Source organism: Streptomyces sp. TG1A-60, from assembly GCF_037201975.1.
GTDB lineage: Bacteria > Actinomycetota > Actinomycetes > Streptomycetales > Streptomycetaceae > Streptomyces.
The window spans coordinates 6,506,961-6,521,066 of sequence record NZ_CP147520.1 but is presented as its reverse complement, the minus strand read 5'-3'; the positions used below and the strand labels follow the sequence as shown (position 1 = coordinate 6,521,066).

At 70.6% G+C, this 14,106-nt stretch carries 14 protein-coding genes and 1 pseudogene; 6 read left to right on the top strand and 9 right to left on the bottom strand.

Translation table 11 applies throughout. The features are described 5' to 3' along the window. Positions 1-29: 29 nt before the first annotated feature. A complete protein-coding gene (locus tag WBG99_RS28440; protein WP_338899036.1) occupies positions 30-1,289 on the bottom strand; it encodes an MFS transporter in 1,260 nt (419 codons plus the stop codon). On the opposite strand from WBG99_RS28440, the pseudogene WBG99_RS28435 reads away from it, so the two are divergent. Next, positions 1,249-1,788 (top strand): annotated as a pseudogene (locus WBG99_RS28435) (FCD domain-containing protein); the annotation flags it as partial. The gene WBG99_RS28440 and the pseudogene WBG99_RS28435 overlap by 41 nt on opposite strands. Here WBG99_RS28435 and WBG99_RS28430 read toward each other — a convergent pair. The 4 genes from WBG99_RS28430 to WBG99_RS28415 form a co-directional block, all read right to left on the bottom strand. Then, positions 1,763-2,158: a hypothetical protein gene (locus WBG99_RS28430; RefSeq protein ID WP_338899035.1), complete on the bottom strand. Its 396-nt coding sequence runs from the start codon at positions 2,156-2,158 to the stop codon at positions 1,763-1,765. The pseudogene WBG99_RS28435 and the gene WBG99_RS28430 sit on opposite strands and share 26 nt — an antisense overlap. Positions 2,159-2,340: 182 nt before the next feature. Next, a complete protein-coding gene (gene fabI, locus WBG99_RS28425) occupies positions 2,341-3,108 on the bottom strand; it encodes an enoyl-ACP reductase FabI (RefSeq protein WP_338899034.1) in 768 nt (255 codons plus the stop codon). Between the two features lie 4 nt (positions 3,109-3,112). Beyond that, positions 3,113-3,817: a 3-oxoacyl-[acyl-carrier-protein] reductase gene (gene fabG / locus WBG99_RS28420; RefSeq protein WP_338899033.1), complete on the bottom strand. Its 705-nt coding sequence runs from the start codon at positions 3,815-3,817 to the stop codon at positions 3,113-3,115. Positions 3,818-4,011: 194 nt separating this feature from the next. Further along, positions 4,012-4,617, bottom strand: a complete 606-nt coding sequence (locus WBG99_RS28415) for a hypothetical protein (RefSeq protein ID WP_338899032.1) — start codon at positions 4,615-4,617, stop codon at positions 4,012-4,014. 332 nt (positions 4,618-4,949) lie between these two features. Between WBG99_RS28415 and WBG99_RS28410 the strand changes: the two genes are divergently transcribed. From WBG99_RS28410 to tyrS, 3 genes are all read left to right on the top strand, one after another. Next, positions 4,950-6,473 carry a TldD/PmbA family protein gene (locus WBG99_RS28410; RefSeq protein WP_338899031.1) on the top strand — a complete coding sequence of 508 codons (1,524 nt, stop codon included), beginning with the start codon at positions 4,950-4,952 and terminating at the stop codon, positions 6,471-6,473. Between the two features lie 82 nt (positions 6,474-6,555). Then, positions 6,556-7,959, top strand: coding sequence for a metallopeptidase TldD-related protein (locus tag WBG99_RS28405; RefSeq protein ID WP_338899030.1), 1,404 nt, complete (start codon positions 6,556-6,558; stop codon positions 7,957-7,959). 79 nt (positions 7,960-8,038) lie between these two features. Continuing rightward, positions 8,039-9,316, top strand: coding sequence for a tyrosine--tRNA ligase (tyrS, locus tag WBG99_RS28400; RefSeq protein WP_338899029.1), 1,278 nt, complete (start codon positions 8,039-8,041; stop codon positions 9,314-9,316). Positions 9,317-9,396: 80 nt separating this feature from the next. Here tyrS and WBG99_RS28395 read toward each other — a convergent pair whose 3' ends face one another. Further along, on the bottom strand, positions 9,397-9,675 hold the full coding sequence (locus WBG99_RS28395; RefSeq protein ID WP_338899028.1) for a GlsB/YeaQ/YmgE family stress response membrane protein: 279 nt from the start codon (positions 9,673-9,675) through the stop codon (positions 9,397-9,399). A 248-nt stretch (positions 9,676-9,923) separates the two neighbouring features. Between WBG99_RS28395 and WBG99_RS28390 the strand changes: the two genes are divergently transcribed. Both WBG99_RS28390 and WBG99_RS28385 read left to right on the top strand, forming a co-directional pair. Beyond that, entirely contained in the window at positions 9,924-10,346 is a 423-nt protein-coding gene (locus WBG99_RS28390; protein ID WP_338899027.1) for a DUF3099 domain-containing protein, read from the top strand. Between the two features lie 207 nt (positions 10,347-10,553). Then, the gene (locus tag WBG99_RS28385) at positions 10,554-10,808 is read left to right on the top strand and encodes a hypothetical protein (protein ID WP_338899026.1); all 255 of its coding nucleotides are present in this window, start codon (positions 10,554-10,556) and stop codon (positions 10,806-10,808) included. On the opposite strand, the gene moaA is transcribed toward WBG99_RS28385, so the two are convergent. The 3 genes from moaA to WBG99_RS28370 form a co-directional block, all read right to left on the bottom strand. Next, a complete protein-coding gene (gene moaA / locus WBG99_RS28380) occupies positions 10,805-11,794 on the bottom strand; it encodes a GTP 3',8-cyclase MoaA (protein ID WP_338899025.1) in 990 nt (329 codons plus the stop codon). The two genes, WBG99_RS28385 and moaA, sit on opposite strands and share 4 nt — an antisense overlap. Before the next feature lie 187 nt (positions 11,795-11,981). Continuing rightward, positions 11,982-13,607 (bottom strand): cation acetate symporter, encoded by a 1,626-nt coding sequence (locus tag WBG99_RS28375; RefSeq protein WP_338899024.1) that lies wholly within the window; start codon positions 13,605-13,607, stop codon positions 11,982-11,984. Continuing rightward, positions 13,604-13,960 (bottom strand): DUF485 domain-containing protein, encoded by a 357-nt coding sequence (locus tag WBG99_RS28370; protein ID WP_338899023.1) that lies wholly within the window; start codon positions 13,958-13,960, stop codon positions 13,604-13,606. The genes WBG99_RS28375 and WBG99_RS28370 overlap by 4 nt, the downstream gene beginning before the upstream one ends. Positions 13,961-14,106: the final 146 nt, after the last annotated feature.

Sequence of the window (14,106 nt, the reverse complement as noted above, 5' to 3'; positions counted from 1 at the left end):
GCCGCCCGGTGAAGCCGTCGGGGTCCGGCTCAACGGGCCGCCTCGTCCTCCACCACCCGGTCACGGCCGGCCAGGATGCCCGCCGCGACCTGCGGGAGCATCAGGGCGGCCATGAGGGCCAGGGGCAGGCCCCAGCCGCCGCTGTGCTGGTGGAGGACGCCGACGAGGAGCGGGCCGGGGATCGAGATCAGGTACCCCGTGCTCTGTGCGAACGCCGACAGCTTGACCACGCCCGCGCCGGTCCGGGCCCGCATACCGACCATCGTCAGCGCCAGCGGGAAGGAGCAGTTGGCTATGCCGATCAGCACCGCCCACGCCCAGGCGCCCGCCACCGGGGCGAGGTGGAGGCCGCCGTACCCGAGGAGCCCGCAGACGCCCAGTACGACCACGATCGGCCCCTGGCGGGGCAGCCGGGTGGCGAGCCGGGGGATCACGAAGGCCAGCGGGACGCCCATCACCATCGTGACGGCCAGCAACAGCCCCGCCGTGCCGGCCGCGACCCCCGCGTCACGGAAGATCTGCGCCATCCACCCCATCGTGATGTACGCGGCGGTCGCCTGAAGCCCGAAGAACACGGCGAGCGCCCAGGCCGTACGACTCCGGGTGATCCGCAGCGCGGGGGCCTCCTCGGTGTGCCTCTCCGCGCGCGTGGGGGCCTGTACGGCGGGCCCTCCCCCACGTGGGGAGCCCCGCTCGGCGGAGCGCCCGCCGCGTTCCCGTACGAAGGGCAGCCACGGAACCACGGCCCCGACCGCGAGGAGCGCCCATACGGCGAGTCCGGTCTGCCAACTCCCGCCCAGCGCCTTCGTCATGGGCACGGTGACGGCCGCGGCGGACGAGGTGCCGAGGGCGAGGGCCATGGAGTAGAGGCCCGTCATGGAGCCGATCCGGTCGGGGAACCAGCGTTTGACGATGACGGGCATCAGGACGTTGCTGACGGCGATGCCCATCAGGGCGAGGGTGCTCGCGGCCAGGAAGCCGGCCGCGCCGCCGGCGTACGGCCGGATCAGCAGGCCGGAGGCGATGGCGACCATGCCGGCGCAGACGACGGCGGCCGGGCCGAAGCGGCGGGCGAGCCGGGGCGCCATGACGCCGAAGACGGCGAAGCAGAGCGGCGGTACGGAGGTGAGGAGCCCGGCGACGCTGCCGGTCATGCCGAGTCCGGCGCGCACCTCTTCGAGGAGGGCGCCGAGGCTGGTGATGGCGGGGCGGAGGTTGAGGGCGGTCAGGACGATGCCGACGACCACCGAGGCCGTCCGCGCGCTCGCGCACAACGGTCTGCTCGACATCCGCCAGGGCTCCGGCACCTACGTCGTCGCGACCAGCGAACTCGCGGGCGTGATGCACCGCCGCTTCGCGGACGCCGACCCCGCCCACATCGCCGAGCTGCGCTCCGCCCTGGAGTCGAGCGCCGCGAAACTGGCCGCCGCGCGGCGCACCGAGAAGGAGCTGAAGCAGCTGGAAGCGCTTCTCGTACGCCGTGAGGAGGCGTGGGCGTCGGGCGACACGGAGGTTTTCGTGACCGCCGACGCGGCGTTCCACATGCCGGTCGTGGCCGCGTCCCACAACGACGTCGTCACGGCCGTCTACGCCGACCTGGGCGAGGTGCTGCGGGACTGGCTGCGCGGTGACGTGGGCGAGGAGCTGACCCCGGAGGCGTACCTCGACCACACCCGGCTCGTGGACGCGATCCGCGCGGGCGACGCGGAGACCGCCGCGGCCGAGGCCGCCGGGTATCCCTTCCACTGCCGCCCGGGACGGGTCAGTCGTCCGGCCGCTGGTGACTGAACCACACCGAGTGGACCTCCTTCCAGCAGCGCCCGGTGAGCCGTACGGTCTGCGCGGGCCCCGTCTCGACCGGGGCGCCGTCGCTGTCGATGTCCCACCAGCGCTCGCACTCGATGTGCAGCCGGACGCGGTCGACGGTCGCGTGGGGGTTGAAGCAGTGCGCGATCACCTGGGAGCCGAGGACGGTGCTACGGCAGGCCGCCCCGAACGGATCGGGCTTGCCGGCCACGCGCGCGTGGCCCTTTGCGCCCTGTACGCGCGCGTGGCGCTCTTCGTCCTCTACGCGCGCGTACGGTGTCGCTTCGGTCGGGAGGGTCAGTGCGAGAGCCAGGACGACGGCCGCTGGGGCGATGCTGCGGGAGACGCGCACAAGGGGGACCTCCTCGGCCGAGTGGCTGGGCGGTGTACGTCCAGCGTGCGCGGCACCCGGCCCCGGCGGCCCGTCGGATGAGCCGAACGAGTGACAGTCTCGGCTCAGAGGAGTAGGGCGAGGGCGCGCACCCGAATGGATGCGCGCCCTCGAACCTTCGGTGGAGCCCCCGGTCGCGGCGCTCACGCGCCGATCGCGTGCAGCCCGCCGTCCACGTGGACGATCTCGCCCGTGGTCTTCGGGAACCAGTCGCTGAGCAGCGCGACGACACCGCGGCCGGCCGGGTCGGGGTCCTTGAGGTCCCACTCCAGGGGCGAGCGGTCGTCCCACACGGCGGCCAGCTCGCCGAAGCCCGGGATGGACTTGGCGGCCATGGAGGCGAGGGGGCCGGCGGAGACGAGGTTGCAGCGGATGTTCTGCTTGCCCAGGTCACGCGCCATGTAGCGGCTGGTGGCCTCCAGGGCGGCCTTGGCCGGGCCCATCCAGTCGTACTGCGGCCAGGCGTACTGCGCGTCGAAGGTGAGGCCGACGACCGAGCCGCCGTTCTGCATCAGCGGCAGGCAGGCCATGGTCAGCGACTTCAGGGAGTACGCCGACACGTGCATGGCCGTGGCGACCGACTCGAACGGCGTGTTGAGGAAGTTGCCGCCGAGGGCGTCCTGCGGCGCGAAGCCGATGGAGTGCACGACGCCGTCGAGGCCGCCGAGCTCCTCGCCGACGATGTCGGCCAGGCGGCCGAGGTGCTCGTCGTTGGTGACGTCGAGTTCGATGACCTTGGTGGGCTTGGGGAGCTTCTTGGCGATGCGCTCGGTCAGCGTGGGCCGGGGGAACGCCGTGAGGATGATCTCGGCACCCTGCTCCTGGGCCAGCTTGGCGGTGTGGAAGGCGATGGAGGACTCCATCAGCACACCGGTGATCAGGACGCGCTTGCCCTCGAGGATTCCGCTCATGTGATCAGTGACCCATTCCCAGTCCGCCGTCTACGGGGATGACGGCTCCAGTGATGTACGAGGCGTCGTCCGAGGCGAGGAACCGCACCGTCGCGGCGATCTCCTCGGGCTGCGCGTACCGGCCGAGCGGCACCTGCTTCACGATGCCCGCGCGCTGCTCGTCGGTGAGCACCTTGGTCATGTCGGTGTCGACGAAGCCGGGCGCGACGACGTTGAAGGTGATGTCGCGCGAGCCCAGCTCACGGGCGAGCGAGCGCGCGAAGCCGACCAGGGCGGCCTTGGAGGCGGCGTAGTTGGCCTGCCCCGGGGAACCGTACAGGCCCACGACCGAGGAGATCAGGACGACGCGGCCCTTCTTGGCGCGCAGCATGCCGCGGTTGGCTCGCTTGACGACGCGGAAGGTGCCGGTGAGGTTGGTGTCGATGACCGAGGTGAAGTCCTCCTCGGACATGCGCATCAGGAGCTGGTCCTTGGTGACGCCCGCGTTGGCGATCAGGATCTCGACCGGGCCCTGCTCGGCCTCGATCTCCTTGTAGGCCTGCTCCACCTGCTCGGGGTCGGTGATGTCGCACCGGACCGCCAGGAAGCCGGACGGCGGCTCACCCGAGCGGTATGTGATCGCGACCTTGTCGCCGTTGTCGGCGAACGCGCGGGCGATGGCGAGGCCGATGCCCCGGTTGCCTCCGGTGACGAGAACCGAGCGGCTCAACGGATCACCCTTTCCATAGCGGTCTGAACACCTGCCCGAATGCCTGGACGTGCCTGAACGGCAGGCGCCTTCCTCGAAAACCTATCGGGCCCGCCCCGCCCGCGGGCATTCGGGCACCGACAGTGGCTCACCCTCCGTGCTGTCGGGTCCCTACAGTCGTCACGCCCTCCCGTTACAGTCGTCACGCCCTCCCGTCACTCCGCCATGCCGGGTGCGTGAGCGGACAGGCCCTCGGCGCGCGCGGTGTCGGGCATCCTGCGGTCGTACGTCACCGGTGCGGTCAGATCGTCCCGCAGTGACACGGCGCTGGCCACACGGATCGCGTCCAGCGCCCTCAGGCGCCCGCCCAGGAGGGCCGCCCCGTCACGCACCTCTCGGGTGAGGAGGATCTCGGTGATCCTGGCGTCCAGATCCTCCGTCGCTTCGGGAAGGTGCCCCATGAGGTCCAGGGTCCGTACGGTCTCCACGAAGCCGAGCGTGCCGGTGGCGAGCGGCTCCGTCACTCGCAGCTGGAGGAAGGCGTCCGACTCGGCCCAGTGGCGTTCACGACGCTCGCGGCGGGCCCGCCCCCGGACGGCTGAGTCCGCGTCGTACGTGATGTGTGCGGGCGGGCACGGGAGTTGTTTCCCGTGCCCGGCGGGTGGCGGGCCGCCCTTGCGGGAGACGGGGTGAGGGATGGGGGTGTGGGAAGGGCTGTCCTCGGCCATCGCCTGGTAGACGCGGACGATCTCGTTCTTCGTGTCCCCGAAGACCGCGGGCTGCTTGTTCTTGGACTCGCAGGCGCCCCGCAGCCGACGCACGAGGAGAGGACGTCCGGCTTCCTCCGCAGGACCTGGAGCTTCTGCTCCGAGTCCTCCTGGCCCGTGCTACCGCGCGAAGGTCACCTGGCGACGATCGTCCGGGACTCCCCACGTGAGGTACGAGTTCCCGCGGTCCGCCGCGGCGACGGCCTCACGCTGATGCTGGTGCAGGGAAAGGGTCGTCCACGGCTCGGCCGGGCCCCTTTCGCCGCCGGCGTCCCTTCCTTCCGCTCCGGCCGAGGGCGCGACTTTTCCCAGCGATCCGGCGAGCGAGACATGATTCACTGCCTCCGACGGTCACCACAGGCAAGCGCCCGAAGGGAATTCCACCCGTGCCCCACGAAGTCGATCAGTCATTCCTGGCACTTCCACTGAGGGCACTGGCCGACGCCGCGCTGGCCCGCGCGCGAGCCCTCGGCGCCGACCACGCGGACTTCCGGTTCGAGCGGGTGCGCAGCGCGTCCTGGCGGCTGCGGGACGCGAAGCCGGCCGGGTCGTCGGACACGACCGACCTCGGGTACGCGGTGCGGGTGGTGCACGGCGGGACGTGGGGGTTCGCCTCCGGTGTGGATCTCACGATGGACGCCGCCGCGAAGGTCGCCTCGCAGGCGGTGGCGATGGCCAAGCTGTCCGCGCGGGTCATCGAGGCCGCCGGGTCGCAGGAGCGGGTCGAGCTGGCGGACGAGCCGGTGCACGCGGAGAAGACCTGGATCTCCTCGTACGAGATCGATCCGTTCAGCATCCCCGACCAGGAGAAGTCCGCGCTGCTGACGGAGTGGAGCACACGGCTGCTGGCGGCCGACGGGGTCGACCACGTGGACGCCTCGCTGCTCACGGTGCACGAGAACAAGTTCTACGCGGACACCGCCGGAACCGTGACCACCCAGCAGCGGGTACGCCTGCATCCGTCGCTGACCGCCGTGTCGGTCGACGAGTCCAGCGGGGAGTTCGACTCGATGCGGACGCTGGCGCCGCCGGTCGGGCGGGGCTGGGAGTATCTGACGGGCACCGGCTGGGACTGGGACGACGAACTGGCGCGGATCCCGGAGCTGCTCGCCGAGAAGATGCGGGCGCCGAGCGTGGAGGCCGGCGTCTACGACCTGGTCGTCGACCCGTCCAACCTGTGGCTGACCATCCACGAGTCCATCGGCCACGCCACCGAGCTGGACCGCGCGCTCGGCTACGAGGCCGCGTACGCCGGCACCTCCTTCGCCACCTTCGACAAGCTCGGCAAGCTGCGCTACGGCTCCGAGCTGATGAACGTCACCGGTGACCGCACCGCCGAGCACGGCCTCGCGACCATCGGGTACGACGACGAGGGGGTGGAGTGCCAGAGCTGGGACCTGGTCAAGGACGGGACCCTCGTCGGCTACCAGCTCGACCGGCGCATCGCGAGATTGACCGACCTGGGCCGCTCCAACGGCTGCGCGTACGCCGACTCCCCCGGGCATGTGCCGGTGCAGCGCATGGCCAATGTGTCGCTGCGGCCGGACCCGGCCGGGATGTCCACCGAGGATCTGATCGGCGGGGTCGACCGGGGGGTCTATGTGGTCGGGGACCGGTCGTGGTCCATCGACATGCAGCGGTACAACTTCCAGTTCACCGGACAGCGGTTCTTCAGGATCGAGAACGGGCGGATCACCGGGCAACTGCGGGATGTCGCGTACCAGGCGACGACGACCGACTTCTGGGGTTCCATGGCGGCCCTGGGCGGGCCGCAGACGTACGTCCTGGGCGGCGCCTTCAACTGCGGGAAGGCCCAGCCGGGCCAGGTCGCCGCCGTGTCGCACGGCTGCCCGTCGGCCCTCTTCAAGGGCGTCACCATTCTGAACACCACGCAGGAGGCAGGTCGATGAGCGCGCACCACGGACTCGGCTGGGGGTCCGGGGGTCACCCCCCGGGCGAGCACAGCCTGAACACCACGCAGGAGGCAGGTCGATGAGCGCGCGGAACAGCAAGGCGCAGCAGCCGCACGAGATCGTCGAGCGTGCTCTTGAGCTGTCTCGCGCCGACGGATGCGTGGTGATCGCCGACGAGTACTCCACGGCGAACCTGCGCTGGGCGGGCAACGCGCTGACCACCAACGGCGTCACACGCGGACGGTCGGTGACCGTCGTCGCCACCGTCGGCGGCAAGGAGGGCACCGCCTCCGGGGTCGTGTCGCGATCCGCCGTCACCGCCGGGGAGCTGGAGCCGCTGGTACGGGCCGCGGAGGCCGCCGCGCGCGGCGCCGGGCCCGCCGAGGACGCCCAGCCGCTGGTCACGGGTGTGGAGCAGTCCTCCGACTTCACGGAAGCGCCCGCCGAGACCTCCTCCGCCGTGTTCGCCGACTTCGCGCCGGCCCTCGGCGAATCGTTCGCACGCGCGCGGGCGGGCGGCCGGGAGCTGTACGGCTTCGCCAACCACGAGCTGGTCTCCAGCTATCTCGGTACGTCCACGGGGCTGCGGCTGCGGCACGACCAGCCGAACGGGACGCTGGAGCTGAACGCCAAGTCCCCGGACCGTACGCGCTCGGCCTGGGCGGGGCGCTCCACGCGGGACTTCAAGGACGTCGACCCGGGAGCCCTGGACGCGGAGCTGGCCGTACGGCTGGGCTGGGCGGAGCGGCGGGTGCCGCTGCCCGCCGGGCGGTACGAGACGCTGCTCCCGCCGACGGCCGTGGCGGATCTGCTGATCTACCAGATGTGGTCGGCGTCGGCGCGGGACGCGGCCGAGGGCCGGACGGTGTTCAGCAAGCCCGGCGGCGGTACGCGGATCGGGGAGCGGCTCACCGAGCTGCCGCTGACCCTGCGCAGCGACCCGCACGAGCCGGGTCTGGAGTCCGCGCCCTTCGCGCTGGCCCACTCCTCCGGCGGCGACAGCTCGGTGTTCGACAACGGGCTGCCGCTGACGGCGACCGAGTGGATCAGCCGGGGCGAGATCGCGCACCTGCCGACCACCCGGCACAGCGCGGGGCTGACCGGGCTGCCGGTGGCGCCGACGATCGACAACCTGATCCTGGACGGCGGCGAGGACCGTTCCCTGGAGGAGATGGTCGCGAGCACCGGGCGCGGGTTGCTGCTGACCTGCCTGTGGTACATCCGCGAGGTCGACCCGGCGACACTGCTGCTGACGGGGCTGACCCGCGACGGCGTCTACCTCGTGGAGAACGGCGAGGTCACCGGCGAGGTCAACAACTTCCGGTTCAACGAGTCGCCGGTGGACCTGCTGGGCCGTGCCACGGAGGCCGGGCGCACGGAGAAGACGCTGCCGCGCGAGTGGAGCGACTACTTCACCAGGGCCGCGATGCCCGCGCTGCGGGTGCCGGATTTCAATATGAGTTCTGTCAGCCAGGGCGTATAACCTCGTAGGCGTTCGTGGCCGGCTGTCACCCGACTGCCGGGCGAACCCTTGCGAAGACCATCGAGGAGACACGAGAACCGTGACGGACATCGTCGACGAGCTGAAGTGGCGTGGGCTGTTCGCCCTGTCCACCGACGAGGACGCTTTGCGCAAGGCGCTCGCGGACGGTCCCGTCACGTTCTATTGCGGTTTCGACCCGACCGCGCCGTCCCTGCACGTCGGGCATCTGGTGCAGGTGCTCACCGTGCGCCGGCTCCAGCAGGCCGGTCACCGGCCGCTGGCGCTGGTCGGCGGCGCGACGGGCCTGATCGGCGACCCCCGCCCGACGGCGGAGCGCACGCTGAACGACCCGGAGACGGTCGCCGGCTGGGTCGGCAGGCTGCGCGCCCAGATCGAGCCGTTCCTGTCCTTCGAGGGTGCGAACGCGGCCGTCATGGTCAACAACCTCGACTGGACCGAGGGCCTCTCCGCCATCGAGTTCCTGCGGGACATCGGCAAGCACTTCCGCGTCAACAAGATGCTGACGAAGGACTCCGTCGCCCGTCGGCTGGAGTCCGACCAGGGCATCAGCTACACCGAGTTCAGCTACCAGATCCTCCAGGGCATGGACTTCCTCCAGCTCTACCGGAGGTACGGCTGCACGCTCCAGCAGGGCGGCAGCGACCAGTGGGGCAACCTCACGGCCGGCCTGGATCTGATCCACAGGCTGGAGCCGGGCGCCGAGGCGCACGCGCTGGCCACGCCGCTGATGACCAAGGCGGACGGCACCAAGTTCGGCAAGACCGAGGGCGGCGCCGTCTGGCTCGACCCGGGCATGACGACGCCGTACGCGTTCTACCAGTTCTGGCTGAACGTGGACGATCGGGACATCACCCGGTACATGCGGATCCTGTCCTTCAAGTCCCGTGCGGAGCTTGAGGAGCTGGAGCAGCAGACGGAGGAGCGACCGCAGGCGCGGGCGGCGCAGCGCGCGCTGGCCGAGGAGCTGACGACGCTGGTACACGGCGCGGACCAGACCGCCGCGGTGATCGCCGCCTCCCGCGCGCTCTTCGGGCAGGGTGACCTGACCGAGCTCGACGAGGAGACCCTGGCCGCGGCGCTGTCCGAAGTGCCGCACGTCCGGGTCGCCGAGGTGGGTCCCGTGGTCGACCTGTTCACCGACGTCGGCCTGGTGCCGAGCAAGTCGGCCGGGCGGCGCACGGTGAAGGAGGGCGGTGCCTACGTGAACAACGTCAAGATCACCGCGGAGGACGCCGTGCCGGCGTCGGAGGACCTCATTCACGGGCGGTGGCTGGTGTTGCGGCGGGGGAAGAAGAACCTTGCCGCCGTTGAGGTGACTGCGGCCTGGGCGCCGTAGGGGCGTGGGTGTACTGACGGGTGCCGCGTCGTCGCGGCTGGTCGCGCAGTTCCCCGCGCCCCTTCGGGGCACGCTGTCGCTCAGGTTCGCTGTTTTCTCTTGCCCAGGGTCGCCATGTAGGCCATGTCCCCGATGAAGACGATGACGACCGCGGCGGCGAGCTGGAGGGCGTGACGGCCCCAGTCGATGCCTGCGGTCTCGTCGATACCGAACGCCCGGGCGAGGGCGTTGCCGACGATGGCGCCGATGATGCCGAAGATCGTCGTCAGCCAGAGCGGACTGTGCTGTTTGCCCGGAATGATCGCCTTGGCCAGCAGGCCCAGTACGAATCCCACGATGATCGCCCATAGCCAGCCCATGGCTGCCTCCTCGTACGGCTCGACGTGAACATTTCGGCCAGTGTCCGCCCGCCTCCGATACGGCGCATGTCGGGCGCGGCCGTACGCGGTACGGCGCATGTCGTCCACTCCCGGGGGAGGTGACCCGGTCTCGTAGGCGGCGCGGACGCGGCGTACCGTGGAGCTTGTCCGGACCCCGTTCCGCGCAGCGGGCACGGGCGGCGCGGCAGGAGCCGGGAGCGTCCGATACAGGCGGGTGGTGGAACGTCATGCGGAAGCAGGGCAATGCCGAGGTCTTCCGGATCACCGGTGCCCGGCAGGGGCTCGCCGACGACGTTCGCGGTCGGCAGCGGCGCTATGTCATCTCGATGTCCGTCCGCACCCTGTCGGTGATCGCCGCGGCGGTCCTGTGGAACGTCGAACGGCACGTCGCGGTCGTCGCGCTGGTGCTGGGAGCGGTGCTGCCGTACATCGCCGTCGTGATCGCCAACGCGGGCCGGGAGAACGCGCCCTCGCTGCCGTCGACGTTCGTCACCACGCCCGTGCGTCCGATGATCGCGCCGACCTCGGGGCCGGAGGGCTCCCGCTCGGGCGACTTCGCCGACGAGGGGCGCCTCGCGGAATCCGTCCCGGAAGACGTCGCGGCCGACCCCGCGGGCGGGCGCCGGAGCGAGCCGCGCGGGCCGGCCTGAGCGCCGGGAACGGGACGAAGCGGAGTAAGACCACGCGCCAGGCTCAAGAAAAGCTCAGATCAATCATGGAGTTCCTGTGCCGGGCAGAGGGTGACCCGTGACATACTTCAAACGCGCTCCGCATCCCCCGTCGGAGCGACAGACCGACGCCGGGCAGCTCCCCCCGTGGCTGCTCGGCGTCGCCTTGTCAGCGGCTAGGGTCGACGTGTGAACCTCCTCGACGTCCCCGGCTCGGATCCGTCCTCCCCCATCTGTTCGGCCAAGGGCTGTCGTGCCGACGCGGTCTGGGTGCTCGCCTGGAACAACCCGAAGCTGCACACGCCGGAGCGCCGCAAGACGTGGCTCGCGTGCGAGGCGCACCGGGAGCACCTGGCCCAGTTCTTGGGGGTGCGGGGGTTTCTGAAGGACGTGGTGACCCTGTCGGACTGGGAGAAGCCCCGGCCCGACGAATCCGGGGGCTAGCCCCCGATCGCCGACATCGGGCGGTCCGGCTGGACGAACGACGGGTCGTCCAGGCCCGCGCCGGCCTTCTTGCCCCACATCGCCAGGCGCCAGATGCGGGCGATCTCCTCGTCGGGGGCGCCCGAGCGCAGGGCGGCTCTGAGGTCGGTCTCCTCACGGGCGAAGAGGCAGGTGCGGACCTGGCCGTCGGCGGTGAGGCGGGTGCGGTCGCAGGCCGAGCAGAAGGGGCGGGTGACGGAGGCGATGACGCCGACGCGGTGGGGGCCGTCGTCGACGAGCCAGCGCTCGGCCGGGGCGGAGCCGCGTTCGTCGGCGTCCTCGGGGGTGAGGTCGAAGCGGGTGCGCAGGGAGGTCAGGATGTCACCCGCCGTCACCATGCCGTCGCGCTTCCAGCCGTGCTGGGCGTCCAGGGGCATCTGCTCGATGAAGCGCAGCTCGTAGTCGTGCTCGACGGCCCAGGCGAGGAGGTCCGGGGCCTCGTTCTCGTTCAGGCCGGGCATCAGGACGGAGTTGACCTTGACCGGGGTGAGGCCGGCGTCGCGGGCGGCGGCCAGGCCTTCGAGGACGTCCTTGTGGCGGTCCCGGCGGGTGAGGGTCTTGAAGACGTCCGGGCGGAGGGTGTCCAGGGAGACGTTCACCCGGTCCAGGCCGGCCGCCTTCAGGGCCGGTGCCGTGCGGCTGAGGCCGATGCCGTTGGTGGTCAGGGACATCTGGGGGCGAGGGGCCAGCGCGGCCACGCGCTCCACTATGCCGACCAGGCCGGGGCGGAGCAGGGGCTCGCCGCCGGTGAAGCGGACCTCCGTGACGCCCAGGGTGCGGACGGCTATGTCGATGAGGCGGACGATCTCGTCGTCGTCGAGCAGGTCGGGCTTCGCCAGCCACTGCAGACCCTCCTCGGGCATGCAGTACGTGCAGCGCAGATTGCACCGGTCGGTCAGCGAGACCCTCAGGTCGGTGGCCACTCGGCCGTAGGTGTCGATGAGCACGTGGGCCCCCTCCCTCGTCTTTGCTGATCGCGAACGAGTTTCCGATCTCGGTCGCGGATCACGGATCACGGATTCTCCGACATCTGCGAGCCTACGTGACCCCGCTGACAACAGCACAGGCCCGATCCCACAAGACGCGACGCGGGGCCGCCGTAGGTGTCTACGACGGCCCCGGGCGGAGAGCCGGTCAGTGGGCGCCGGTGCCCGTGAGGGACCGGACCTCCAGCTCGGCGTACTTGGCGGTGTCGGGCTCCTCCTTGGACAGGACGGTGCCCAGCCAGCCCATCAGGAAGCCGAACGGGATGGAGATGATGCCCGGGTTCTTCAGCGGGAACCAGGCGAAGTCGACGGCCGGGAACATCGCCTTCGGGTCGCCGGAGACGACGGGCGAGAACAGCACCAGGCCGACGGCGACGATCAGACCGCCGTAGATCGACCACAGCGCGCCCTGGGTGGTGAACTTCTTCCAGAAGAGGCTGTAGAGGATCGTCGGCAGGTTGGCGGAGGCCGCGACCGCGAAGGCGAGCGCGACCAGGCCGGCCACGTTCAGGTCGCGGGCGAGGGCGCCCAGGCCGATGGAGACGACGCCGATGAAGACGGTCGCCCAGCGGGCGGCGCGCACCTCCTCGGCGCCGGAGGCCTGTCCCTTGCGGATGACGTTGGCGTAGATGTCGTGCGCGAAGGAGGAGGACGAGGCCAGGGTGAGGCCCGCGACGACGGCGAGGATGGTCGCGAAGGCCACCGCCGAGATCGTGGCCAGCAGGATCGCACCCCAGGTCGAGTCGACGCCGCCCAGGTGCAGGGCGAGCAGCGGGGCCGCCGTGTTGCCCGACGGGTTGGAGGCGATGATCTCGTCCTGGGAGATCAGCGCGGCGGCGCCGAAGCCGAGCGCGATGGTCATCAGGTAGAAGCCGCCGATGATGCCGATCGCCCAGTTCACGGACTTCCGGGCGGCCTTGGCGTTGGGCACCGTGTAGAAGCGGATCAGGATGTGCGGCAGGCCGGCGGTGCCGAGCACCAGGGCGACGCCGAGGGAGATGAAGTCCAGCTTGGAGATGCCGGAGCCGCCGTACTGGAGGCCGGGCTCCAGGAAGGCGGCGCCCTTGCCGCTGTTCTCGGCGGCGGTGCCGAGCAGATCGGAGATGTTGAAGTTGAACTTCAGCAGCACCAGGAACGTAATGAGGATCGTGCCGCCGATGAGCAGCACGGCCTTCACCATCTGGACCCAGGTGGTGCCCTTCATACCGCCGATGGAGACATAGACGATCATCAGGATGCCGACGAGGGCGACGATGAGGATCTTGCCGGCGTCGGAGGTGATGCCGAGCAGCAGGGAGACGAGGACACCCGCGCCCGCCATCTGTGCCAGCAGGTAGAAGATCGAGACGACGATCGTGGAGGTGCCGGCCGCGGTGCGCACGGGGCGCTGGCGCATGCGGTAAGCGAGGACGTCGCCCATGGTGTAGCGACCGGAGTTCCGCAGGGGCTCGGCGACCAGCAGGAGGGCGACCAGCCAGGCGACCAGGAAGCCGATGGAGTACAGGAAGCCGTCGTAGCCGAAGAGGGCGATCGCGCCCGCGATGCCGAGGAACGACGCGGCCGACATGTAGTCGCCGGAGACCGCGAGACCGTTCTGGAAGGCGCTGAACTGGCGTCCGCCCGCGTAGAAGTCGGCGGCGTCCTTGGTCTGGCGGCCGGCCCAGACGGTGATGCCGAGCGTCGCGACGACGAACAGCGCGAACAGGGTGATGATCAGCGGCCGGTGCTGGCTGGCCTCGTTCGCGGCGAGAAAGGTCTGCTGTACGGGGCTCATGCGCCGCCCTCCATCCGGGACTTGATCGCCTCGGCCTTGGGGTCGAGCTTCGCGGCGGCGTGCCGCGCGTACCACCAGGCGATGAGGAACGTGGTGACGAACTGGGCGACGCCGAGGACGAAGGCGACGTTGATGTTGCCGAAGAGCTTGGTGCCCATGAAGTCGCCCGCGTAGTTGGAGAGCAGGACGTACAGCAGGTACCAGGCGATGAAGGCGACGGTCAGCGGGAAGGCGAACGAGCGGTAGGAGCGGCGCAGTTCGGCGAACTCGGCGCTCTCATGGACCGCGGCGAACTCCTCGGGGGAGGGGAGATGGTGCTCTGCCTTCGAAGGGGGCGGTGCGTCGGTTGCCACGGGATCTCCTCGCGTCTCCGCCGCCTTCGCGACGGTGGATGGGGACGATGTCTCCGTCGGGTCGGGGGACGGGTTGGTTACGGACATGGGCTCTGCTCTGTTCCTCACGGTGACGGGTGCGCGATCGTGCTCGGGCTCCCTGCACA